The sequence below is a fragment of the Paenibacillus sp. FSL P2-0322 genome, from assembly GCF_037975315.1.
Lineage (GTDB): Bacteria > Bacillota > Bacilli > Paenibacillales > Paenibacillaceae > Paenibacillus > Paenibacillus polymyxa_B.
Genome location: NZ_CP150243.1, coordinates 2298762 through 2324113, shown reverse-complemented (window position 1 = coordinate 2324113; position 25352 = coordinate 2298762). Strand labels below are relative to the sequence as shown.

At 45.1% G+C, this 25352-nt stretch carries 27 protein-coding genes; 1 reads left to right on the top strand and 26 read right to left on the bottom strand.

Going from position 1 to position 25352, the window contains the following annotated elements; genetic code table 11:
- Positions 1–119 precede the first annotated feature (119 nt).
- Entirely contained in the window at positions 120–635 is a 516-nt protein-coding gene (locus tag MKY24_RS10435; RefSeq protein ID WP_023988250.1) for a MogA/MoaB family molybdenum cofactor biosynthesis protein, read from the top strand.
- Positions 636–701: 66 nt separating this feature from the next.
- Here MKY24_RS10435 and MKY24_RS10430 read toward each other — a convergent pair whose 3' ends face one another.
- The 26 genes from MKY24_RS10430 to sleB all read right to left on the bottom strand — a co-directional run bounded on the left by MKY24_RS10430 (position 702) and on the right by sleB (position 25191).
- Positions 702–2165, bottom strand: a complete 1464-nt coding sequence (locus MKY24_RS10430; protein WP_028542698.1) for a nicotinate phosphoribosyltransferase — start codon at positions 2163–2165, stop codon at positions 702–704.
- Complete coding sequence (locus tag MKY24_RS10425; RefSeq protein WP_256703528.1) at positions 2131–2262, bottom strand: hypothetical protein; 132 nt, start codon at positions 2260–2262, stop codon at positions 2131–2133. The genes MKY24_RS10430 and MKY24_RS10425 overlap by 35 nt, the downstream gene beginning before the upstream one ends.
- A gap of 23 nt (positions 2263–2285) precedes the next feature.
- Entirely contained in the window at positions 2286–2852 is a 567-nt protein-coding gene (locus MKY24_RS10420) for an isochorismatase family cysteine hydrolase (protein WP_023988248.1), read from the bottom strand.
- A gap of 67 nt (positions 2853–2919) precedes the next feature.
- Complete coding sequence (locus MKY24_RS10415) at positions 2920–3708, bottom strand: NUDIX hydrolase (RefSeq protein WP_023988247.1); 789 nt, start codon at positions 3706–3708, stop codon at positions 2920–2922.
- A gap of 65 nt (positions 3709–3773) precedes the next feature.
- A complete protein-coding gene (locus MKY24_RS10410; RefSeq protein WP_023988246.1) occupies positions 3774–4196 on the bottom strand; it encodes a PaaI family thioesterase in 423 nt (140 codons plus the stop codon).
- A 122-nt stretch (positions 4197–4318) separates the two neighbouring features.
- Positions 4319–4771, bottom strand: a complete 453-nt coding sequence (locus MKY24_RS10405) for a YlbF family regulator (protein ID WP_023988245.1) — start codon at positions 4769–4771, stop codon at positions 4319–4321.
- A gap of 81 nt (positions 4772–4852) precedes the next feature.
- Positions 4853–6406, bottom strand: coding sequence for a tRNA (N6-isopentenyl adenosine(37)-C2)-methylthiotransferase MiaB (gene miaB, locus MKY24_RS10400; RefSeq protein ID WP_023988244.1), 1554 nt, complete (start codon positions 6404–6406; stop codon positions 4853–4855).
- Positions 6407–6704: 298 nt separating this feature from the next.
- Positions 6705–7277, bottom strand: coding sequence for a phosphate propanoyltransferase (locus MKY24_RS10395; protein WP_023988243.1), 573 nt, complete (start codon positions 7275–7277; stop codon positions 6705–6707).
- Positions 7278–7419: 142 nt separating this feature from the next.
- Entirely contained in the window at positions 7420–8508 is a 1089-nt protein-coding gene (locus MKY24_RS10390) for a low temperature requirement protein A (RefSeq protein WP_028542700.1), read from the bottom strand.
- A 188-nt stretch (positions 8509–8696) separates the two neighbouring features.
- The gene (locus MKY24_RS10385; RefSeq protein WP_053325273.1) at positions 8697–9764 is read right to left on the bottom strand and encodes a membrane dipeptidase; all 1068 of its coding nucleotides are present in this window, start codon (positions 9762–9764) and stop codon (positions 8697–8699) included.
- 122 nt (positions 9765–9886) lie between these two features.
- Complete coding sequence (locus tag MKY24_RS10380) at positions 9887–10147, bottom strand: stage V sporulation protein S (protein WP_007430104.1); 261 nt, start codon at positions 10145–10147, stop codon at positions 9887–9889.
- A gap of 129 nt (positions 10148–10276) precedes the next feature.
- Positions 10277–11071 carry a TIGR00282 family metallophosphoesterase gene (locus MKY24_RS10375; RefSeq protein ID WP_013309959.1) on the bottom strand — a complete coding sequence of 265 codons (795 nt, stop codon included), beginning with the start codon at positions 11069–11071 and terminating at the stop codon, positions 10277–10279.
- A 76-nt stretch (positions 11072–11147) separates the two neighbouring features.
- Complete coding sequence (gene rny, locus MKY24_RS10370) at positions 11148–12692, bottom strand: ribonuclease Y (protein WP_013309958.1); 1545 nt, start codon at positions 12690–12692, stop codon at positions 11148–11150.
- Positions 12693–13065: 373 nt separating this feature from the next.
- Positions 13066–13815: a RecX family transcriptional regulator gene (locus MKY24_RS10365; RefSeq protein ID WP_034095016.1), complete on the bottom strand. Its 750-nt coding sequence runs from the start codon at positions 13813–13815 to the stop codon at positions 13066–13068.
- Positions 13816–14011: 196 nt separating this feature from the next.
- Positions 14012–15073, bottom strand: a complete 1062-nt coding sequence (gene recA / locus MKY24_RS10360; protein WP_053326557.1) for a recombinase RecA — start codon at positions 15071–15073, stop codon at positions 14012–14014.
- A gap of 242 nt (positions 15074–15315) precedes the next feature.
- Positions 15316–16584, bottom strand: coding sequence for a competence/damage-inducible protein A (locus MKY24_RS10355; protein WP_339201900.1), 1269 nt, complete (start codon positions 16582–16584; stop codon positions 15316–15318).
- Between the two features lie 95 nt (positions 16585–16679).
- The gene (gene pgsA / locus MKY24_RS10350) at positions 16680–17267 is read right to left on the bottom strand and encodes a CDP-diacylglycerol--glycerol-3-phosphate 3-phosphatidyltransferase (protein ID WP_013309954.1); all 588 of its coding nucleotides are present in this window, start codon (positions 17265–17267) and stop codon (positions 16680–16682) included.
- Between the two features lie 210 nt (positions 17268–17477).
- The gene (locus MKY24_RS10345) at positions 17478–17969 is read right to left on the bottom strand and encodes a YajQ family cyclic di-GMP-binding protein (protein WP_053325272.1); all 492 of its coding nucleotides are present in this window, start codon (positions 17967–17969) and stop codon (positions 17478–17480) included.
- A 144-nt stretch (positions 17970–18113) separates the two neighbouring features.
- Positions 18114–18278: a hypothetical protein gene (locus MKY24_RS10340; protein ID WP_023988236.1), complete on the bottom strand. Its 165-nt coding sequence runs from the start codon at positions 18276–18278 to the stop codon at positions 18114–18116.
- 84 nt (positions 18279–18362) lie between these two features.
- Positions 18363–19439: a RodZ domain-containing protein gene (locus MKY24_RS10335; protein WP_028542704.1), complete on the bottom strand. Its 1077-nt coding sequence runs from the start codon at positions 19437–19439 to the stop codon at positions 18363–18365.
- A gap of 30 nt (positions 19440–19469) precedes the next feature.
- Entirely contained in the window at positions 19470–20243 is a 774-nt protein-coding gene (locus MKY24_RS10330; protein WP_013370747.1) for a DUF3388 domain-containing protein, read from the bottom strand.
- Positions 20244–20470: 227 nt separating this feature from the next.
- Positions 20471–20725 carry a DUF3243 domain-containing protein gene (locus MKY24_RS10325; protein ID WP_013309950.1) on the bottom strand — a complete coding sequence of 85 codons (255 nt, stop codon included), beginning with the start codon at positions 20723–20725 and terminating at the stop codon, positions 20471–20473.
- 102 nt (positions 20726–20827) lie between these two features.
- Positions 20828–21595 carry an SDR family oxidoreductase gene (locus tag MKY24_RS10320; protein WP_053325271.1) on the bottom strand — a complete coding sequence of 256 codons (768 nt, stop codon included), beginning with the start codon at positions 21593–21595 and terminating at the stop codon, positions 20828–20830.
- Between the two features lie 20 nt (positions 21596–21615).
- Positions 21616–22896, bottom strand: a complete 1281-nt coding sequence (locus MKY24_RS10315; protein ID WP_023988233.1) for a pitrilysin family protein — start codon at positions 22894–22896, stop codon at positions 21616–21618.
- 2 nt (positions 22897–22898) lie between these two features.
- A complete protein-coding gene (locus MKY24_RS10310) occupies positions 22899–24179 on the bottom strand; it encodes a pitrilysin family protein (protein ID WP_023988232.1) in 1281 nt (426 codons plus the stop codon).
- Between the two features lie 160 nt (positions 24180–24339).
- Positions 24340–25191, bottom strand: a complete 852-nt coding sequence (sleB, locus tag MKY24_RS10305) for a spore cortex-lytic enzyme (protein ID WP_023988231.1) — start codon at positions 25189–25191, stop codon at positions 24340–24342.
- Positions 25192–25352: the final 161 nt, after the last annotated feature.

Genomic DNA, 25352 nt, shown 5'->3' with positions numbered 1-25352 from the left:
AAGTGCAAGGATATTAATCACATGGATTTTTAGCCCCTGTTTCTGACTTGCATACACTCAGTCATTGCTCTATTGTAAAAAGTGTATGTCTAACCACCGATCAAGGAGTGAGCATTTCAATGAATATGTCTTCTGTAGAGGAGCATCGACAGGAATCCCCGCAACAGGTTAATTGCATGGTCGTGACTGTCTCGGACACCCGCACCGTGGAAACAGATACTGGGGGACGACTGCTCATGGATCTACTAGAAACCAATGGATATAAGGTTGTTCGATATGTCATCGTCAAAGATGACTACGAAGGTATTCAGCAGTTAGTATCCGAAGCAGCGGCACAGGATGAAATCGAGGCTGTACTTTTGACAGGCGGTACCGGTATTTCTCCACGTGATACTACATATGAAGCCGTCTCCTCTCTACTGGATAAGGAACTACCTGGCTTTGGAGAAATCTTCCGTTATTTAAGCTTTGCTGAGGACATTGGTTCAGCAGCTATCTTAAGCCGGGCTGTAGCTGGCACTGTGGGCCAGACAGCTGTATTTTCTATGCCTGGCTCACGTGGAGCCGTTCGTTTGGCAATGGAACGCATTATTGTCCCTGAGCTACGACATGTGATGAGAGAAATTTATAAATAAGCTCCTATTTCCTACATGCCGCGACACAAAAAGGCACCCCATATATTCATGAGGTGCCTCTTCCAACTATTCTTTTTCTTCAACTTCGGGCTGCATATAGCTATCGATCAGCTTTTGCTTCAGCTCCCATACCTTCTCGCTCAGATTTACACGATAAATTTCAGGGTTCAGCTTCCGCAAATATTCTGGCCAAAACAGTTTCAACTGTGAAGTATGGTAGGCACGAATTTCATCCAGCTCAGGAAGCTCATATACCTTCTGTCCATTTATAAAAATAGGCTCAAGCATTGGTACGGCTTCATAATTTTCTACATACTTCTTCATATACGGATGCAAAGGGTTAAACAGCTTCAGGCGCTTACCATTACGCGGACGCTCTTCATCCGGGAAAGAAATATAATCGGCCACAGCTCTCCCTTTTTTCTTATCCACAATGCGATATACATCCTTCTTGCCTGGTGTGGATACTTTTTCTGGGTTACCCGAGATCTTAATCGTCGGCAACATTTCGCCATCCACTTCACGCTCAACCAGCTTGTACACCCCGCCAAGCGAAGGTTGATCTGAAGCCGTAATAAGCTGTGTTCCTACACCCCATACATCAATACGTGCCCCTTGGGCTTTCAGGTTAAAAATCGTATTTTCGTCCAAATCATTGGAAGCTACGATTTGTACGTAATCTAAGCCTTCAGCATCGAGCATTTCCCGCGCCTGAATGGATAGATAAGCCAAGTCACCGCTATCCAGACGGATTGCATTCATACGCTTGCCCTGACTCTCCAGCATTTTTGCTGTCCGAATCGCATGAGGAACACCACTTTCCAGCGTGTCAAAGGTGTCTACCAACAGTGTAACCTGGTCTGGTAAAACCTTCGCATACACGTCAAACGCCTCCTGCTCCGTCATAAAGGTCTGCACCCATGAATGGGCATGTGTTCCCTTCGTCGGGATTCCAAAGTGCTCGCCTGCCAGCATATTAGAAGTCGCGTCAAAACCTGCCACATAAGCTGCTCGTGCTCCCCAAATCGCCGCATCTGCTTCCTGCGCACGCCGTGTTCCAAATTCGAGCAGTGTATCGTCACTTGCCACCTGCTTGATGCGCGATGCCTTTGTCGCAATGAGTGTCTGATAGTTCATAAAATTCAGTAATGCCGTCTCGACAAGCTGCGTTTCCATAATCGTTCCTTCGACACGTACCAGAGGCTCGTTTGGAAAAACAAGTGCCCCTTCTTTCATCGAATGGACTGTTCCACCAAACTTAAACTGGCGCAGCGCCTCCATGAACATGGGATCGTAATTCTCCTCCTGTTCAGACAGATAGCGAATGTCCTCTTCTGTAAACCGCAAATTTGCAATATAATTCACAATGCGTTCCAGACCAGCGAACACGGCGTATCCATTACCAAAAGGGAGTTTACGGAAATACGCCTCGAACACAGCTTTACGCTGATGACTTCCGTTCACCCAATGGGCGTACATCATATTAATCTGATATTTATCTGTATGTAATGCGAGGCTCGTTGACTGCATCGTAATCATCCTCTCTGACTGTCCCCAGGTTTGTGGCAGCGTACCGCCTCATCTGCCCAGATTCAGCAATATCCGGCTCCATTTTGTTATCGGACATTGGTGCACAATCGTTAAGTTATTTTACTTCTTCTGACGTAAAACCGTATCCTCAGCCGACCGTACCGCGGCTCCAAGACTTCCCTCAAAATGACCCAAAGCCCAATCATGTCCAGCTTGATTAAAGCTCGCCACAGCGTCCTTGTATACAGTAATAGCAAAACCTTTGTTATAAGCATCTACAGCCGTATGCAGCACACATATATCTGTACACACACCAATTAGATGAACTTCCAGAACACCACGTTCACGCAGCCTGAGCTCCAGATCTGTGCCCGCAAAAGCACTGTACCGTGTTTTATCCAACCAGTAGATAAGATCACTTTGTTGCTCATAAAGGCTACGAAGCTTGCCATACAAATGTCGTCCGTTGGTTCCACGTATATTATGTGGAGGAAACAGCTTGCTCTCCGGATGATAAAGGTCGTTCTCCTCATGCAAATCCACAGCCATGACAACAAAGTCCCCTTGATCCACATATGCCTGCGTAATTGCTGCGATCCGTTCATCCAACTCAATCGCAGGTTGTCCTACAGGCAAACTACCGTCCACAAAATCTTTCGTGTAATCAATAACAATTAGTGCCTGCATCGTACGGTCAGCTCCTTATCCTCAAAGTGATATTGTACGTTCTATGCGTAACCTATTACATTAGGCGTTACGTGTAGATAGATAAACGCGGTACTCTGTCACTAAAACGGTACAACTGTGCCGGTCTTTGTGAATACTGGTTGGAACTGAGCGGTTTGCCATTCTCATCACGCACCTCTTCCAGTATTCCCTGCCTGCTACGAGTCGATGTTATTTTGCGAATAAAGTTTGGCTCTTCGAAATCCGGTACGACACTCTGAATCACCTGATATAATTCACCCAGTGTAAAATGTAGCGGTAAAAACTGCTTGGCTATCGTCGTCTGAAGCATCTGCAACTGAATTTTGCGATAAGCATCTACAATGATATCCCGGTGATCGAATGCCAGCTCCAATTCCTCCAACGCTTCGCGGATGGTGAATAGCCCGACCTCGGAAGCATCATCGGCCGCCTGACGCTGTTCCAACATCCATTCTTCTACCAGCGCAAAAAACGCATGCGATATGATCCACCCGCGCGGATCACGTCCCGGTCCACTATATACACCCAAATACTCCAGATGCCCGCCGTCCACACCCGTTTCCTCTAACAGCTCCCGCTTGGCAGCTCCATACATGGATTCATCTTCCTGACAAAACCCTCCAGGCAACGCCCAGCGTCCTGCAAAAGGCCAACTGCGGCGCTTGATGAGCATCACTTTCAGCTCACGAATCGGCAATGTCTTTGTTACCGTCTTGCGCTCCCGCTTCGTTAAGGTAAACATAACGATATCCGCCGGAGCTCCATCCGGGGTACGGTATTTCTTAATGTTGTACGACGCCTTTTGCGCCTCTTCGTTTATACGATTGCTATCCATTGGCATCACCATATTATATCGTTTTGATAAATTCATTATGACATACTAAATTTTTTTGTCAAGTGTCAGGCCTTGCCTGAATCACTTGCTTGTGTACGTAATACTCGGAAGGTTGCTGTAGATGTAGAACCGAGTGTGCCTTCACTATCTCTTACTTCCGCCTCAGTGGTTATCGTGCGACCTCCTTGATGAAGAATTCGCGCCCTAACCTCCAGTCGTCCTTGCCTCATGGGTGACAAGAAATGAACATTCAGGTTCGTCGTTACACATGGATCCATATTTCGTGAAGCCATACTGACCATCCCCATCGCCTGATCCATCAATGAAGTAAGTACACCCCCATGGACAATACCCATCACATTGGTATGCTCTTGTTTGGCCTCCAAAGCGATCTGTACCTCGTTTGCATCAGCTGCAATCAGTTCACACCCTAAATACTCCCAAAAAGTATTATTCTCTCCCTCTAGCATCTTACCCAACTTATCCATTCCCTTGCTTCCATCCCTTCTATGTTGTCCCATTTCTCTTGAAGTCCTATAACCATATACGTTGGCAAAATGCTTTCGAAAAAAAGGCGTGGAAGCTACGCCTCCACACCATAGATTTCATTCTAATCACTGCAATTCGACGAGGAAGTGCTTTTTCCCTCTTCTACGTTTACCTTCTCAGCAACGGTATCACGGATCGCCATAATCACCATTTGCAGTAGCTCATTAATTTCCACCTGACTCTGCTGAAACTCCGTTACAATTGGAATACCGTCAAGCTCTTCCTGTAGCTCCTGAAGTTCGGCCTCTATTTTGGCAATCATTTTTTGATTCTTCAAGGATTCAAATGCTACAATTTCCTTTTGCTTCTTTTTCATCGTTGCAATCAGTTGCTGGATGCGCCCATGATCCTGAATCTTTTCTTCTGCTTTTCGGAATACCTGTACTTCCTCACTGCTACCCAAAATACCTGCCAATTCTTTGGCTTTTGCCAATATCATTTCGCGATTGACCAAATGATCATGCTGGCGCGCCGCCGATTGAAGTTCTGTTTGTTGCAACCGCTCCTCTGTCATTGTCCATCGCTCCTTTTCTCACTTAGACGGCTTGCACACAGCCCTTTACTCAGACCGCATGCAACCCGCTAGAATATTCTTTTATCCGTTAACTGCTACAGCCGTTTCAACCAGATCACCTTTGATGTAAAAGGTCATAGGTTCCGTAATTTTCACTTGAACAAAGGAACCAATCAGGTCCTTAGAACCCTCAAAATGTACAAGCTTATTGGAACGGGTCCGACCGGCAAGCACTTTGCTGTCATTTTTGCTCTCGCCTTCCACCAGCACTTCAACCACTTCGCCACGCAATCGACTATTAAAGCGAAGGCTGTTTTGGTTCACAGCAATGTTCAGACGCCGGAGACGCTCTTTTTTAACCGACATAGGCACATTATCTTCCATCGAAGCAGCTGGCGTACCTTCACGTGGTGAATAAATAAATGTGTAGGCAAAGTCATAGCCGACCTCGCGCACCAAAGATAGAGTATCTTCAAACTGCTCGTCTGTTTCGCCCGGGAAACCTACGATGATATCTGTTGTCAGAGAAACATGCGGAACAGCTGTTTTAATCTTCGCAGCCAGTTCCAGAACACGCTCACGGGTATATTTTCGGTTCATTTTCTTCAATATATCCGTATTACCGGATTGAACAGGCAGATGGATATGCTCCACCAAATTGCCACCCTTACCAAGCACTTCAACCAAATGGTCATCAAAATCACGTGGATGTGATGTCGTAAAACGTACACGCGGGATATTAATTTTGCGCATATCATCCATCAGATCCCCGAATCTGTAATTCAAATCTTTCAAATCCTTGCCATAAGCGTTAACATTTTGCCCCAGTAAGGTGATTTCTTTAAAGCCTTGACGTGCCAAATCCCGTACTTCAGCGATAACATCCTCTGGACGGCGGCTTCTTTCCTTACCACGTGTAAAGGGAACAATGCAATAGGTGCAAAATTTATCACAACCGTACATAATGTTCACCCAAGCCCGCATACCCTCGCGCTTCTTCGGCAGGTTTTCGATAATGTCGCCTTCCTTAGACCACACTTCGACCACCATTTCTTTGCTAAAGAGTGCTTCCTTGACGAGCTGAGGCAGACGATGAATATTATGGGTACCAAAAATCATATCGACAAAACCGTGTTTTTGCATAATCCGGTTAACGACATTCTCTTCTTGTGACATGCAGCCACACACGCCGAGCAGCAGTCCTGGCTTTTCTGTTTTGAGATGCTTGAGGTGACCCAGCTCGCCAAACACTTTATCCTCCGCATTTTCACGGATAGCACAAGTGTTCAGTAAAATGATGTCTGCTTCCTTCCGATCCTCGGTTGCCTGGTAGCCCATTTGCTCCAGCAAGCCTTTTATGGTTTCGGAATCATGCTCGTTCATTTGGCAACCGAATGTGTATACGATATAATGCTTTCCCTCACCGATATGCTTTAACTCATCCGGGACTGCGTTATCATATAATACCTGTACATCCTCTTTACCGCGTTGCTTTTCTTTTCTATGGTTCGGCTCCGCCATAATGTTGATTTCACGTCCGCGAATACGGATCTTTTTGCTATGCTCATCTTCAGAAATAATCTTTGCATCCGAGAAATCAAAATATTTGGAGTAATCTTTTGTTTTCTTTTCCATTCCTTAGTCACTCCTTACACCATCTATTTCACGAGCTAATTTGTGATTTTACTGTATCTTTAGGCTTGGTAAATTTATTTTAGTTCTAAAAAACCTTTAAAAAAGGCATTACACTAAATTATAGCATGATTTATAGGCCATCGCCATAGATCAGCCGCAGATACCATTGAGTGCAATGTGAACTCATGTTCTTTTTGTACATTAGTGAAGTATTTGTGAATTATATAGTATGTAAAAAGCCCGATTCTTTTGCAAGAATCGGACTCTTTAAGCCTTCCGGCATTTAAATACGTGTATATTAGTCTACGATTTCAGCGTTGTCACCGTTTTTCACACCGGCTCCGTTCGCTTCATCTGTATCAATGTGCATATCCAAAGCAAAAGAATCGGACACACGTGCAAGAACATTTTCAAATACAAGGCCACGTTCGCCGCCGACACGTACTTTCAGCAACTGCTTGTCCTTAATGTCCCATTTAGCTGCATCAGATGTATGGAAATGAATATGGCGGGCTGCTACAATCACGCCTTCTTGCAGTTCCACTTCACCAGCGGGTCCTTTTACCGTGATTCCTGGTGTACCATCAATGCTACCAGATTCGCGTACAGGTGCTTTTACACCAATAGCAAAGGAATCAGTGCGAGAGATTTCCAATTGGGATGCGGGACGAGCAGGTCCCAAAATGCGAACCTTATCAAATTGACCCTTAGAACCAATTACAGCTACCGTTTCATTTGCGGCAAATTGTCCTGTTTGGGACAAAGGTTTAAATTCAGTTAATTGATAGCCTGCTCCGAACAAAATTTCAATATGCTCTTGAGTCAGGTGAATATGACGGGCTGAAACGCCGACAGGTACGATTTTACTCATCGTGTGGTCACTCCTTTTTCTCTATACAATACTTTACACATCTATGCTATTATACTCCTATTTTGCCAAGAAAGAAAAGGAGAGCGTATAAAGTTCCCTTTTTCGCCCTAATCGGCGTTAAATATCGTCCATAGAAATCGGATCAAACCGTCGTTTTAGCGAACAAGAGAAAGAAAAGCATGATTTCAGCTACGATGAGATGAGGGGGAACGACAACAAATATATTAAGAATAAACAGGACACAGAGTATTCCAGTTAAGAAAAAAATGACTCTGAGACGAGGTTTCAGATGACTTAATCTGTACTGATGAAATACCAGCAAAACCGACAAAAAGTAAATAAAAACAGAAGCAAAGGTAAAGCAAAGCACAAAGATATAGTCTACTTGTCCCAAAAACAAGAGCTGAATCGAAGCAGCTAGCATGCTAAGGGAAAGATAAATAAACAAATGACCATAAATAATAGTCTGTCCTGCTGATTGTTTTGATTTATCTACGCGCTTCTCCATATTCTCAAAATATTGCCACCAGATTGCGATGACTAATACAAAAGCCAAAGCAGCAAATACAATAGAAGAAACCGTAAAATGATCGGATTGTAAAACAGAAAGCATACTTATCACAGATTCGCCAAGCAAAATTAAGGTGAACTGTGCAAAGCGTTCTAAAAGATGCTCCGTATGGATAGGTGTGATCACCAACTTTTTACGGCCAATCAAAGGAACGAGGATATCAATAGCTATACCTGTATATAAAATCAAATATCGAACCCAAGAATCAAAGAAGAGGGAGAAACTAGAGATGACTATTCCAATCCAAAAATAAATTCCGAAAAAACGAGCTGTCTCCTGTTTATGAGCCGTTTCTTTGGGTGCCGAAAGTAAATATTGAACGACAGTCAAACCTCTTAACCCAATATAGCCAACAAAAAAAGATACATAATACGCATCAAAATCTATATTCAGGCTGGCGGTCATGATCAACACGAAAAACAATTGCAGGATCATAAAAATTCGATGTGTTATACTGTCTTGCCCAAAACGATTGTTGTAGACCGTTTGCCCCACCCAAGCCCACCATATTGGGATAAAAATCATAATAAACTTTTCCATATGTTCCCATGAGATACTACCATGCTCAACATGTAGCAAAACATGAGTGGCCTTGGAGACAGCAGCTACGAACAACAAGTCATAAAAGAGCTCAAGCCAGGTAACCTTTTTTATCAACATTATGTAATGGAGCCCCCTCTGATATGGCGGTGCAGCATGGTGACCCGTCAGTCTCGCTCCAACGTCTGCCGTATTTCTGCAAATGTTATTTTAGCACCATGCAATTCTAAGATGCTCCAATTATTTCGTAATCCTTCTCGCTTTGTCAAGAGTGTTCGCAGCTAAAAATTCCCTCTATAAATAGCTATTTAAGAAGAAATTTTGGAAGGCAGATTCGTTTGCAAGTATTCCAGCGCATGTCCTCCCAGCCATCCCTTGACCAGCTCCTCAGGGTAATGCTTCAGCAGCAGTTCTGCAAAAATCGGATATTTCCCCGAGTGCTCCAGCCCTTGCACATGGTGCTCGATACCGTCAAAATCAGAGCCAAACATCAAATGCCTTTCGCCGCCTAATGAACAAATATGCTCAATGTGTGGTAGCAGATCCTCAGCAGTTACCATGCCCTGCTCTTTGAGAAACATTGTGACGAAGGTCAAACCAATCCGTCCGTTACGAGCGATCAGTGCACGAATCTGTTCATCCCGTAGATTACGGGGGTGAGCACACTTCGCAAAGGCATTCGAATGCGAAGCAATGGGCGGTAGAGTGGCCTCCTCTAGCACCTCCCAGAAGCCCTGTACGGACAAATGCGATACATCTAGCAGCAGTCCCAGGTCATTACAGCGATTGACCAAATCGCGCCCCTTGCTACTCAGCCCGCCACCTCTATGTTCCATAATGCCGTCAGCTGCCCAGTTCGCATAATTCCATGTCAGTCCAATCAATCGTATTCCCATGGCATAGCACAATTCTGCATAAAACGGGTTCCCTTCCAGCGCATCTACCCCCTCCAGTGAGAGCAAAGCCCAAGGTGCCCATGTATGATCCGTCCCATTACCATCCACATACGTTATCTTTTCCATGCGCTTCTCTTTTCCTGCCTGCTTTACTTGCTCCTCCTGATGCACTGCGGACGTATTTTTACACATTACCAAGTCTTCCTTCCACAGCAATGGTCTCAACCCACCTGAGATAGAGGTAACATGCTGCCTGAACAGCTCAATTTGACGAATCACATGCTCAAATCTTGGCGTGCCCAATACCTGAGAAATATATATAGCAAATGTTTGCAACCGCACGTTACCTTCTAGCAAACGTTCTTTTGTGACATCAAGCGATGGATGACTGAAATCGATCTGCGCATCGAGCTGCATTTTACATAACACATCACAATGAAAGTCAACAACTGGCCAATTCACTTTTAGCTTATCATTCATGCATCTTACCTCCATTTAGAGATTGAAGCATCACAAATTTATTTTAAAAATCATAGTAACAGACTCACAAAGCAAAAAAGCCCGTTTACAAATCGTAAACAGGCTCAGGCAACTTACATTTATTATCTTGGCTCTACAATCAATTTGATCGCAGTCCGATCTTCTCCATCAATAACAATGTCTGTAAAAGCAGGAATACAAATCAAATCCACTCCGCTTGGTGCGACAAATCCCCGGGCAATGGCTACCGCTTTAATGGCTTGGTTTAGTGCACCCGCTCCAATCGCCTGTAATTCTGCATTTCCGCGTTCACGCAGTACTCCTGCGAGTGCGCCTGCAACTGAATTGGGATTGGATTTTGCTGATACTTTTAATACATCCATAGTAAGTACCTCCCCTGGGAATGATGATGGTTTGATTCCACTATTAGATGTTATTCGAGGGTCAGCAAAAAATTCCTGCTTTTTGGTGACAGTTTTCCTTATTCTTTCCTTAAGTAGCTCACAAAAAGGTTAATCCATCCGCCATTCATCTTCTTTGAGTCTGATTTTCTGAATTTTGCGGGCTTTTCCATCGTTATCATTCAGCTCTACGCTGATGGCATGAAAATGCCATTTGCCCATGTCCACTTGAAAACGTACTGGAAGCTGGGTCTGGAATTTCTGTAACACAGCCTCTTTCTGCATCCCAAGCACTCCCTCATAAGGACCTACCATTCCCGCATCTGTCTGATACGCAGTTCCTTGTGGCAAAATCGTATCGTCATTGCTCTGTACATGTGTGTGCGTACCTACCACGATTGAAGCACGTCCATCCAAATGCCAACCCATAGCGATTTTTTCCGAGGTTGCTTCGGCGTGGAAATCAACTAGGATATGTTTATGTTTTTTGCGCAGCTCATCGACAATTTCATCTGCTGCACGGAATGGATCGTCAATAGCTGGCAAAAAAGTTCTACCTTGCAGATTAACAATAGCCAGCTCCTTACCTCCACCTTTTACAACGGTATAACCCCGGCCTGGTGTTCCTGGTGGAAAGTTAGCCGGGCGGATGATCCGCGGCTCATCATCTATAAAATCAAATATTTCCTTATTGTCCCAAGTATGATTTCCCATCGTAATCCCATGAACGCCCCAATCAAAAAACTCTCTGGCGATGGCTGGGGTAATTCCTCTTCCCGAAGCCGCATTTTCTCCGTTCACAATAATAACATGCGGGTTGTATTTTGATTTTAGCGAAGGGAGATTCTCCCTCAGTGCCTTTCTGCCTACACTGCCGACGATGTCTCCAATAAATAATACGTTGATAGAAAGCCCTCCCTAGTCTGCCTTACATAATGAAAAGTGGCCCTACAAGCAGCGGCCACTTTTCATTGAAATGCTTTTATTTTGCGTATTCTACGGCACGGGTCTCGCGTATGACGGTAACCTTGATATGTCCCGGATAGTCCAGTTCATTCTCAATCGTTTTCGTAATATCGCGGGCCAGTCGGAATGCTTCCGCATCATCAATTTTCTCTGGCTGTACCATGACACGAACTTCGCGTCCGGCTTGAATCGCGTATGATTTTTCAACGCCTTCAAAAGATTCGGAGATGCGTTCCAGCTTCTCAAGACGACGGATGTACGTCTCTAGCGTTTCACGCCGCGCTCCCGGTCTTGCTGCTGACAGGGCATCTGCCGCCCCAACCAGCATGGCGATCACTGAAGTCGCTTCGCAGTCACCGTGATGTGAGGCAATGCTGTTGATGACGACCGGGTGTTCCTTGTACTTCTTCGCCAGCTCCACGCCAATTTCAACGTGCGATCCTTCCACTTCATGATCCAGCGCCTTCCCGATGTCATGCAGCAATCCTGCCCGTCTTGCCAGTACAACGTCTTCGCCCAGTTCCCCGGCCATCAGACCTGTCAAGTATGCAACTTCCATCGAGTGCTTCAATACGTTCTGTCCGTAACTTGTACGGAACTTGAGACGTCCCAAGATCTTGATCAAATCTGGATGCAAGCTATGCACGCCCACCTCAAAGGTGGCCTGTTCACCATACTCACGGATTCGTTCGTCCACCTCTTTACGGGATTTTTCCACCATCTCTTCAATACGAGCCGGATGTATCCGTCCGTCCGCTACGAGCTTTTCAAGCGCAGTACGCGCAATCTCTCTACGAATCGGATCAAATCCAGACAAAATAACAGCTTCCGGCGTATCATCAATAATGAGGTCAATTCCTGTAAGGGTTTCAAGTGCACGGATATTACGGCCTTCGCGCCCGATGATCCGGCCTTTCATTTCTTCGTTCGGCAATGTGACAACAGAAACCGTCGTTTCTGCTACATGATCTGCCGCACAGCGTTGGATGGCCAGTGTGATGATTTCACGAGACTTTTTGTCCGCTTCTTCTTTGGCCTGCTGTTCAATTTCTTTAATCATCTGAGCTGTTTCATGACGAACTTCCTGCTCTACGTTGGTCAGAATAATACTTCTTGCATCCTCCATCGTCAGATTGGAAATACGTTCCAACTCAGTTACCTGACTCTTGTAAATCAAATCAATTTGCTGCTGGGTTTCATCGATTCGTTTCTCTTTGTTGGCCACTTGTTCTTCTTTGCGTTCCAGCGATTCCAATTTTTTATCCAGCGATTCTTCTTTTTGCAGCAATCTTCGTTCCTGTCGTTGAATTTCATTGCGACGTTCACGAGTTTCTTTTTCAGCTTCGGCACGGATGCGGTGGATTTCATCTTTCGCTTCCAATACCGTTTCCTTCTTCAGCGCTTCTGCCTCTTTTTTCGCGTTCTCCACGATTTGCGCGGCAGCTTCTTCCGCACTGGAGATCTTAGCTTCTGCAATAGATTTGCGAATAAAATAACCAATCCCGAACCCAAAGAATAACGCGGCTACAGCAACGAGAACGAACCAGATCGCAGTCATCATACTGTTCACCTCCCCGTTGGTTCCTCCAAGGCATTCCTTGGGACTTTTTGCAATTGTCACATTTACTTTGATCGTCAAACTAAGACAACGACACAAGGTCGTTTCATTTCATATGCACATGCTTTCACATGTACAATTCCGCCTGGCATAGCGGCATCACTTGTTATTTGGCGATGAGAACTCACCGTGGATTCCGCTTTTTTGGAAGGAAAAAGGGCGTTCCACAAGTATCGTTTCATATATATTTTATTATTTGACAAATGGCATTGTCAAGGGAATGCAAACATTAGTAGACTACCATGCAGCTTTCCATGTAATAACTAGCTCATCCTATCCGTTCATACTAGCCAAAGGTTCAGCAGCAGTTTGGCAACTATTCCTCCCACTGCAACAATTCCTCGTCATCTGAAGCAGCGTCATGCTCGGTCGCAGTGAGATGATTGACTACCCGGCGTGTCATATCCCCCGAATATCCGCGTCTCATGAGAAAAGGGTATGTTTTCCTTTTTTTCTCCATTATATCACCACGTACCTGATTCCATTTCTTACGTCCGACCGTCAAAGCGCTCTCCCACTCCTCATTATCGGTGATCTCACCTAACGCTTCGCCAATAGAGGCTTTAGAGATGCCCTTCTGACGAAGTTCTTGCCTAACCCACATCTTCCCCTTACGTTGGCTTGTTATGCGCTGCCTTGCCCATTGACGGGCGTATAAATCATCATCTACGAGTTGTTCCCTATGGAGTCGGACCATTACTTCGTCAATAACAGACTGATCCAGTTCCTTTTGCGCTAAACGCTGGGCAATTTCCTGACGTGTGCGAGGCTTTCGCCCCAAATAGCGAAGCGCAAGTACATAAGCCTGTTGCTTTTCATCTGCCAGAACGATATCTTCCAGTTCTTTTTTATCAAATGACGTTCCTTTGAACATATTGTACTTGATCATTACATCTTCTAATACAGACAGTGAATAAGGACCAAAATGTATGATATACCTTCCACGTTTGCGTCCCTGTCCCTGCTCTACCCTAGTAATCATCAATTCCTCATGATCCGGAAAAAGAGAAATCCCTTGTTGCTTATTTGCTTCCGAAGTGTATTCATCTTCATCGTCCAACTGCAATATATTTCCCTCACTTTGAAATTCACGAAAGCAGCCTTTGAACACCTGCTACGCAAAAGTTAGATTCCACTGACAAAGCAGACTCTAGTTGATGCAAAAATGCCCTGCACAACTGTGCAGGGCATCAGAATCATGCTATTCAAACGGACGGTGCCATAACCCTGGCCCCAGTTCACAAACCAGGATTCACCGAGCTTTATTCAAGCTCCAACAATTCCTGTTCTTCCTTCGCTTGCTGTGCCAACTCTTCTTCTGTAGGCGGAACAACCGTCGTAATCAGATTGCTGGCCACCCGAATTTTTTGTTCGATCGTACTAGCAATATTCGGATTTTCCTTCAAAAATTGCTTAGCATTCTCACGTCCCTGACCAAGGCGCTCACCTTCGTAGGAATACCAGGCTCCGCTCTTGTCGACAATGTCATGCTCCGTACCGATATCGATCAGGCTACCTTCTTTGGAAATGCCCTCACCGTACATAATATCTACCTCAGCCTGACGGAAAGGAGGGGCAACTTTGTTCTTCACGACTTTAATACGTGTGCGGTTACCCACAATGTCGTTACCCATTTTCAAACTTTCAATACGACGAACATCTAAACGTACCGTAGAGTAAAACTTCAAGGCACGTCCACCTGGTGTTGTTTCAGGGTTACCGAACATAACACCTACTTTTTCACGTAGCTGGTTAATAAAAATAGCAATGGTTTTCGACTTATTAATGGCTCCAGAAAGCTTACGCAATGCCTGAGACATCAAACGTGCTTGAAGACCAACGTGGGAATCTCCCATTTCGCCTTCAATCTCTGCCTTGGGCACAAGTGCCGCTACGGAGTCAACAACTACAATGTCTACTGCTCCACTACGTACAAGAGCTTCGGCAATCTCAAGCGCCTGCTCTCCTGTATCTGGTTGCGATAGTAACAACTCATCAATATTGACACCCAGCTTGCTTGCATACGACGGATCAAGCGCATGCTCGGCGTCGATAAAGGCGGCTTGTCCGCCTGTTTTTTGCACCTCTGCGATAGCGTGAAGAGCTACTGTCGTTTTACCGGATGATTCCGGTCCGTATATTTCAATAACCCGGCCTCTTGGAAAGCCGCCCGTTCCTAACGCAATATCCAAAGCAATCGAACCACTGGGGATCGTTTCCACTTGCATGTGGGTAGACTCACCCAACTTCATAATGGAACCTTTACCAAATTGCTTTTCTATTTGACGGAGCGCCATATCCAGCGCAGCACGACGATCTGACAATAAACTCACATCCTTCATTGTTTGTACTTTAATAATACCTTGTTTTGACACGCTTGCCAAGCATTTTTTCGAACATACATTCGTTTTTTTTGTTCACACAGCTCTCTTCTACAATTACACCTGTCTCTTAAAACAAAAAAAGAACCGCTGGCAAAAGGCTTTGCAACGGTTCTTCCGATAAGATGATTATATCATGAATATCTATCTAAAACAACTCTACGACCCACACTGTACATAGATGTTTAAGAGAGTTTCTCGTTCTCTACCAGCCTGCGCCACAATCTGTACAGGATTGCTTTGACTGATCGCAGTCGGATTGTTTCACGGTTACCACTCAGTCTCAGTTCATGTACTTCCGTTTCCTTGTCGCGTTCAGCAATGCCAATATACACCAAACCGACTGGCTTCCGTTCGGAATACCCAGGCCCGGCAACACCAGTAACTGAAAGTCCAAAATCGCTGTCCATGATCATTCTCGCCTGCTCTGCAAGCACAAGGGCTACTTCCTTACTCACTGCACCTGGCGCTTGATCCCCTTCCAAATAATCATAAGGCACGTTGAGTAATTTCATCTTCATTTCATTGGAATAGCACACGATGCCACCTTGAAACATAACAGCACTGCCAGGTATAGAAGTGATGTGTTCCATCAGCATTCCACCTGTACAGCTTTCTGCCGCACTCACAGTGAGCCCGCGTTTGGCCATTAGATCTACGATAACCTTCTCCAGCGTAACATCTTCACTTGCATACATATATTCCGAAAGACGCTGCTGAATTTCTACTTCCGTAGCCGTCAGCTTAATTAGTGCTTCACTTTCGCTGGCCGCCTTGGTGGATATACGGATCGTGACTTCCCCTTCCTTGGCATAAGGAGCAATCGTGGGGTCTGTCTGGGATTGGATCAGATCTAACAAATGGGTTTCAAGAGCTGACTCACCGATCCCTGCAAATTTTAGCATTTTTGAATAAATTGGCATTTCCTCACCGCTCAATGCCTGCTGAAGCAACCAAGGTTTCGCTTGGTTTGCAAACATGGGTTTGAGTTCCTTAGGCGGTCCAGGCAAAACTACATAAAATTTACCGTCCTGTGCAATTGCGTCGCCCACAGCTAGCCCTGTCTCATTTTCAAGCGGAGTAGCGCCTTCAATAGAAAGCGCCTGCCGGCGGTTATTCTCGGTCATTTCTACCCCACGGTTACGGAAAAACTGATCTAGCTTGTCCATTGCAAGACGATCTATGTGCAATTTTCGCCCCAATACAGACGCTATCGCATCTTTCGTCAAATCATCCTGAGTCGGTCCCAGACCACCGGAAAACAAAATAAAATCCGCACGCTTCTGAGCAATTCTTATCGCTTCCTGAAGCCGATCTATGTTATCGCCAACTACAGTCTGAAAATATACATCGATTCCGATTGTAGCCAACTCTTGTGACAAATATTGAGCATTTGTATTCACTATTTGTCCGAGCAATAACTCTGTACCTACTGCAATTATTTCAGCTTTCATCAATTCTTCCTCCTGTACTGCGAATATTATGGGAATTATGTAAAGAAACAGCAATAAGTTTAGTCCCTATTGCTGTTTCCATAAAATTTATCCTGTTAAACTTTGGAGGAGCTCAGCAAGTGGATATTTTTCACAAAATAATCAATACCCGAATAAATGGTGATCAACACCGCTGCCCATATCGCTATTAAATCAAACGGGATACCAAGAAAAACAAACGGGAAATTATTAATGAGCAACGCTACAATAGCAACGATCTGGATGATCGTCTTCAATTTGCCCCAATTACTTGCAGCAACCACAGAACCATCCAGTAAGGCAATCTGACGCAGACCCGTAACCGCAAACTCACGGCTAACAATCACAACGACAATCCACGAATCGATTTTTCCCATTTCTACCAAGGAAACCAAAATGGCGGTTACCAAAAGCTTATCAGCAAGGGGGTCCAACAGCTTGCCCAAATTGGTGACCATATTATTTTTACGTGCCAAATATCCGTCAAGACCATCCGTGCTGGCTGCTACAAGGAAAATGATAGCCGCAATCAGCTGATTATACGGCAGCTTGAAAGCTCCGATCTCAATCGGCGGCGGATAAAAATCAAAGTCCACCAGCAAAGCCAGCATCATCACCGGAATAAGGCAAATCCGCGTTATTGTAATTCTGTTGGGTAAATTCACAACACACTCTCCCCTGATTATCGTACTTGATTACAAATGGCAGTTTTCGGATTAAATTCAATCCTATGTAAATCGCTATCAACGAGCGCTATACACCTGAATTGTCTGCATTTTCGTTACAAGTATAATATGGCGCAAAACGCATGTCAAAATAACCTGCCGCACATCAAGCAACGTTTTTTCCTACAAAATGTATGAGGGAAAACAGCTTTATTTCATGTTTGTAAATTGAAGCTCCAATGGCAAATCAGCTTTACGCAGCAATTGAATGATCGCCTGTAAATCATCCCTGTTTTTTCCGGTCACTCGGATTTGATCACCTTGAATCTGACTTTTAACTTTTAGCTTGGAGTCCCGAATAAGAATGTTAATTTTCTTGGCATTCTCCTGATCAATTCCCTGCTTAAGCGAAAGACGCTGACGCACTGAACCTAAAGAGGCGGGTTCCAATTTGCCATACTCCACATTTTTAAGGGACAGACCTCGTTTGGCCATTTTAGATTGCAAAATATCAATCACCGCATTCAGCTTGTATTCGTCTTCCGATGCAATCGTAAGAGCTTCTTTCTCAAGCTTAAGGCTACTTTTGCTACCCTTGAAATCAAATCGTGTTTCAATTTCACGCTCCGTCTGATGAACCGCATTTGTTAACTCCTGCATATCCATTTTGGAGACGATATCAAATGAATTTTCTGAAGCCATCGTTTCACTTTCCTTTCCACAACAAAGTTCAATATCTAATTATAGGCTAGTCATTTACAAAAATCCAATAATCCGTTGACTAAAAAGGCGTTCTTGCCAGTTTTCCTGACAAAAACGCCTTTATTTCATTTACGGTCAAAATATCTAATTATGGCTTCGTGTTGGAGTTCGGAACATATCCAAAAGTCCAAGCACAATGTGAGCAAGACCAAAGCCCAGTATGCCATAGCCCCATGCATTCGGTGTCAGATAATAGCCCAGTAAACTGACAATTATACCGAGCCCAGTCACAATCCAGCTGACGGTCATAACGTATACACCTCACTTTGCGGAAAATGAAATGACTGCCTTTCCAGGAATTACAGTCATTAGTATTTCCTCGCACCAAGGCGTTTATTCACCATCAGTAGTTGTAGAATCTGTACTACTTTGTGCTGAATCCGTACTGCTACCTGTCGTAGAATCTGCAGGTGAACCCGTTACCCCTGCACTCGTTCCGGTCGAAGAAGCTTCTCCTTGCTGGATCAGTACACGAGTAGTCGATTTATTATCTGTTATCGGTTGACCTGCTACGGAAATATCTGTGGCAGAAGACCGTCCTGATTTGATATATAAACCTTCTGGACCAATATCGAAAGACATGGCATCTCCACTTTTAGTCATACCATAACTCAGCTTTTCTCCACGGGAATTTTCTCCCTTGTACACTTCAAGCCAGCTTTCGCCCGTCGCTTTAATATCAACCTTGACCGCGGCTCCCGTTGAACTGGAAACTTTAAAAATCGTCGTCTTGCCTTGCTTGCCGTCCTGTGCCACAGTTACACCTTGTTGTGGCGTAGTCGTATCCGGCTGCTGTCCAGTATCTGGAGTAGTAGCACCCGTACTCCCCGTACCACCTGGCTGAGTTTGGCCGGTTTGCCCCGCATCAGGAGTCTGCCCACCAGCACCATTTGGAGCCGTCGTTTGACCATTGTTCGGCTGTGTCGTAGTGGTATCAGGAGTAGACGTGCTTGGTGTGGTGCTTGGTGTTGTACTTGGTGTTGTAATCGGCGTTGTGTTTTCTGCTGTTTTTGGAGTTGAATGGTTGTTGCTCACCCAATAAGCATAAATAACCCCAACAATGAGAACTAGAAAAAGCCACATTAACGCTGTAGGCAACCATTTAAGATTACCAATCGTGGCGGGACGGCTGGAGCGTTTCTGTGTAACAGGCTCCATGACTGCTTCCGGCTCAGGTTCAGGCACATTGCTTTGATGCCCTTCCAGAATCTCATCGGGGTTCAACCCGACCGTTTCAGCGTATGTTTTAATAAAAGCTCTGACATAAAAGCTTCCCGGCAGCACTTTGTAATCGCCCGTCTCAATGGCTTCCAGATAACGTTTGCGTATCTTCGTCATTTCCTGAACATCGTCAAGGCTCAATCCTTTTTGCAGCCGGGCCTCCTTTAATTGCTGACCCAGTTCTGACATGTCATCATCTCCTTGTGTAATTACGCTTATTTAAAGATCTTCTGTATAACTGGCTGTAAAGGTATCATAAATAATTTCCTCAGCCGGATTATTGCGAAGCTCAATAATGATATTGAAATCGTCAAAGCTGTATCCTGATTCACGTACAAATACATCAGGATGCTCAATCACTTTAGTACTTGGCATACTCATGATTTCCTGAAGCAGATGATAATGTCTTTCATTTGACCGAATTGTACTCACAATACCATCAATAATAAACACATTGTTTGGGTTCATTTCTTCTTCAGAGAGCTGACTGCGCACCGTCTGTCGTAGTAACGTTGAAGACACAAAAGTCCAACGCTTCATTGCGCATACACTACTGGCAATAATGGATTCCGTTTTGCCCACCCGCGGCATCCCGCGAAGACCAATCACCTGATTGCCGTCCCTCTTTAATACTTCACCCAAAAAATCGACCAGCAACCCAAGCTCATCGCGTGTAAAGCGAAATGTTTTACGATCATCCGAATCCCGATCGATGTAACGGCCGTGTCTTACTGCCAATATATCAACCAGTCTCGGAGCACGTAAGGCCGTGACTGTAATGTTGCTCGCTTTTTTTAACGTGTCTCCGAGAATGCGTATCTTCTCGTCATCGTCCGTTTCAAGCAACATCCCCCGTCTTTCGCCTTCAACACCGTTGATCGTCAGTATATTAACCCCCAGAATACCAAGCATGGAAGCAATGTCTCCCAGCAGTCCGGGTCGATTTTTATGTATCTTGTACTCCATGTACCACTGTTTCGTTTCTTCCGTCACGTTAGCACCTCATTCACATTCAAACCGTCAACAACTCCAAATCAAAGCATTATTGTATCATAAAATAACATCTTTCGACAAAACCAATTATTGAAATTTGATAGGCTGCATTGTGTTGTAAGCCTCAATCACGTTTATGATATATAAATTACAATGGAATTACAAGAACAGCTCTGTAACCATTACAGAAAAGCCCCCAAAAGGGAGCTTTTCATGTTGGTTCCTACTTATGCGTTGCTCTTGGCCAATTTAACCATTAGCCGGGCGATGGTGTGACGCTCGTCCTCATCGGCAACTCCCCACAGTTCTTTCAGTGCGCGGTTGGAGTGGTTAGCTGGATCGACCTTCTCATCCAGAAAATCACCAATTTCATAAGCAAGCTCAGAAATGGTATCTTGGCTGATTCCCAGCTTCTCCGCTTGCTCTACACGCTGACCGAGGAACTTTTTCCAAACATCAAAATTCTGAACAACTGTTGACATACTTAAATCCTCCTTAGATGATTCAGATTTAAAATCAACAGTTGTAATATGCTCTTCTCAGACGCTTACTATACTGGTGGATTCCTCCAAGCGCTATTTCCCTTAAGTCACCCATCCTCCGTTAGGACTTATGACCTGGCCATTAATATAACCTGACTCAGGAAGCGCAAGAAAATAAACTAGGGACGATATTTCATCAGGTCGAGCCAATCGTCCAGCAGGAATTTCTTCTTCCAAACTGGTAATTTCGCCTTCATCCAAATGATCCAGCATCGACGTATCCACTGCACCTGGAGCTACAGCATTCACTGTCACCCCGGAAGGTGCTACCTCTTGAGCCAGCGCTTTAGTGAAAGCGTTAATGCCTCCCTTGGTGGTGGAATACAACACCTCGCACGAAGCGCCACACATCCCCCACACGGATGAAACATTCACAATGCGGCCATAGCGTTGGGATATCATATGCGGCATAAAAACCTGCGTGCACAGAAAGGTTCCCTTAACATTGACAGCCATCACTTCGTCCCATTCCTCTTCCGAAACATCTGTCAACAGCCCATAATGAGATAATCCGGCGTTGTTCACAAGAATATCCGGCTTCATCCCGTGATTATCCAGCTTTTCACGCATGCGTTCAATCTGCTCCTTGCTCCGCAGATCCGCTGACACGGTCATTACCTTGCCTGAATAAGCCATGCAACGACGGGCAACTTCATTTGCTTTTTCATGGGACTTCATGTAGTGAATGACCACATTCATCCCTACAGCTGCAAAACGCTCAGCAATAGCCGCACCAATTCCGCCACTTGCCCCTGTAATCAGCACGGTTGTATCGCCAATCGCTTTTAGTTCTCCGCCCTCGGTGGTCATCGTTTCCCTCTCCCTGGACATTACGGACTCACCACTAGTGATATTGCGAGTTGATCCCACTGGATATGGTCTTTCAGACGGCGATTTACATCCTCAAGCGTGATACTTTCATAAATCGGAAGCAGTTGGAAAAAATCGCTGCCCCGGAAGCGATGTCTTGTAAATTCATGCGCAATATTTTCTGGTGAATTGAGTGTACGCAGATAACCACCGATTTTCTTTTTGCGTGCCCGTTCAAAATGTTCTGCTGCAAAGCCCTGCTTCTGGATGGACTCCACCTCTTCACGTATTCTCGCCAACAGCCGATCCGGGTCTTTGGTATCCCCACCGATTGCAGAGAATGCATATTGCTGCGTGCTATTGTACTCATGACCAAAACTGTCCGAAATCAGATCCTCATCGTAGAGCTTTTGATACAATTGTGTACTGGAGCCAAACAGGAGATCTAGCATCAGCTTGGTTTCCAGATCATGACGGAGCAATTCTTCACCCGTTAGGCCTACTTCAGCCTCCTTAAATCCAAACAGTAGCTTTGGCAGAGAAACGGCCAGCTTTACCTCACGACGTGGTTCTGCAACTGTAGTGGGTTCATCGTCGAAAATCCGCTCGATCTCTCCCTGCGGCTTATAGTCCTTTTTAGCCTGATTGTTACGTACCAGTTCTATTACTTCAGCTGGATCCACTCCGCCCACTACAAAAAGAATCATATTGCTTGGATGGTAGAAAGCTTCATAGCAACTGTACAGCGTTTCCTTTGTAATCGTACTGATGGATTGAACAGTACCTGCGATATCAATATGCACCGGATGGACCTTGTACAACGCCTCGATCAGACCAAAGTAACTCCGCCAATCGGGATTATCTTCATACATATTGATTTCCTGGCCGATAATGCCTTTTTCCTTCTCTACATTTTCATCTGTAAAGTAAGGATGCTGCACAAAATTGACCAGGGTGGTCAAATTTTCTTGAATACGCTCGGTTGCCGAAAACAGATATACTGTTTGATCAAAGCTCGTAAATGCGTTCGCCGATGCCCCATTAGAGGAAAAGGTAGCAAAAATATCGCCTTCAGGCTCTTCAAACATTTTATGCTCCAAAAAATGGGCTATGCCATCCGGCACCTTTACGGGCTGTTGACCTTCTACGCGGAAATGATTATCAACCGAGCCGTATTTAGTCGCAAATGTAGCGTACGTTTTCTGAAAACCCGGTTTGGGCAACACATAAACGTGTAAACCGTTATCCATTACTTCATAGTACAACGTTTCCTGCAAATGCTCATATGGTATATGCTCCACCGCTATTCCCCCTTCTGGTCTCTCAAGAAATAAATAGTGTCCAGTCGGAACGTCCGGGCGGCATCCTGAACATCCTGCACCTTGACTGCCTCCACCTGACTCAGCAGCTCATCTACCGTCCGCTCTTTACCAGAAAGCTGTCTGTTAAAATCATAGGCGATCATTTCAAAAGCGGAATCCTGCATCTCCTTCAGCAAGTTGCGAATCATCGCCTGCGTTTGGGTCATTTCCAGCTCGGTAATCGCTCCATTTTGCGTATCTTCCAGTTGCTTGCGGATAATAGTAACCGCTTTTTCATAATTAGGAATTTCGATACCAGATTGAATCGTACCAATCCCTTTATGCCCGTCATACCGCGATGAAGCGTAATACGCCAAACTTTCCTTTTCCCTTACATTAACGAACAGCTTTGAATGCGGATACCCGCCCAAAATGCCATTATACATCAGAGCGGAAGCATAGCGATCGTCTCCATACGTAATAGGGGTGCGCAACCCCATGTTGAGCTTGCCCTGGTTCACATCAAGACGCTCTACAACGGTTTGAACCTCACGCTCTACTGACTTGGGCTGTTCTGGAACATACCCTGCTTCCGCTGAACGATTCAATTGAAAATAGCGATCAACAAACTTCTCAACTTCTTCCAGCGTCGTATCTCCCACAACGTATAAATCCATGCTGGCATGATTCAGCCATTCTCCATAAGCCTGATACAAGCTCTGTGCATCTATGCTGTCCAGATCGGATCGTTGACCAAGAGGGTGCAGACGATAAGGCTCATCTTTGCACATTTCCTCCATACAGCGCTCACCAGCATAACGTATTTTATCGTTAACTATAGATTCCAGCTTTTTACGCACATTTTCTCGTTCCTGCTGGACGTATCCCGTTTGAAATGCACCATTTTCCAATGCAGGCTTCGTCAGCACTTCTCCGAGAAAAGCAAACGAACGATCCAGCAAACTATCCGGACTGTTTACAAAGCTGTCATTAATCGTATCCATGCGAAATTGCACGATCTGATAATCTCCACGTTTGTATACATCGAATCCGAAACCCGCGCCATACAATTGTTCTAACTGTTCTCTGAATTGTGTAGTCTGCGGATACGATTCTGTACCCCGTCGCAGAACGAAAGGTACCAGCCCCACTCGGGTTACGGTTTCCTCACGTAGCGGAGTACCTACATACAACGATATGGCAAACGTCTTAAAGCGCTTGGTCGGCAGTACATGAATCCTCAGTTGTCTGCGTGTGCCACGCTCGAAACCTGTTTTGTTCAAGTCCAAAACTCCTTTGTGACGTCAATTTGCGTCTAGCCTTTGATTAGCATTAGCTGCTGTAAATCATCCTCCTGTAAAGAGGTAAAGTGTACCAATCTTTATTCTAACCATGCAAAAGCCAAGAAGCAACCGGAGACAAGCTCCCGGCTGCTTCGGCGTTTTACATGCAGAAAATATGCTCCCCAATGGTTTTCACCTGCGGACGGGACCAAATCCATTTGGAGGTGGCTGTTTTTGGGTTAAAATAATAAAGACATCCTCCGCTTGGATCCCAGCCGTTCAGTGCTTGGCGTACCGCCTTTTGTGCAGTCTCATTCGGTGTGAGCCAGATTTGGCCGTCTGCTACAGCTGTGAAAGCTCCTGGCTGAAAGATCACTCCAGATGGTGAGTTGGGAAAGCTGGGTGACTTAACCCTGTTCAAAATAACAGCCGCGACGGCAACTTGTCCTTCAAATGGCTCGCCGCGGGATTCACCGTAGACCGCGTTGGCCATAATTTTAAGATCATTTTCAGATAGTCCCATGGTGTTGGCCGATCCCATCGTTTCATCATTTTGATCCGCTTTATCGTTATTGTCCGCTGTCTGTCCCTGAGCGGAACCTTGATTGTTACGATGCATAGGAGTTTCCGTTGGCTTCCAGTTAGGAGTAGCATTCACCAGCTTTAATTTCGTCTTTGCTCCGACCACTCCATCGGGACGGATGCCAAATTCCTTTTGAAAACCCTTGACAGCTTTTAGTGTACTGCTGCCAAAATGGCTGTCCACTTTCCCGCCAAAAAAGCCCAGCAACTTCAAACGTGATTGCAACTCATATACATCCTGACCGTAAGATCCAAAATCAACCGCTCCCGAGCTGAATGTCGGCTGGGAAGGTTGCGCTGCTTGTACTTTCTGCTGTGTGCTCAGCGGCTCTGCTTGCTGCTGTGCAGAGTCATTTTTAAAAAGTCCTGTGTACGTAATAGCCGAGGCTGCGAGGATACCCGTGCAAATCCAGACCATTGTCTTTTTCATATGCTGCGCTCTACCTTTCTTTTGTGGGATTAACAGGATGGCTACGTTTATTATGACAAGCTCCGCTTAAAGCTATTCACCCTTTTAATCTTCTTTCAGCAGGTAGTCGCCACACCTCAAAAAAACATCACAAAAAAACGCTGTTTGTTCACTTGGAGTTG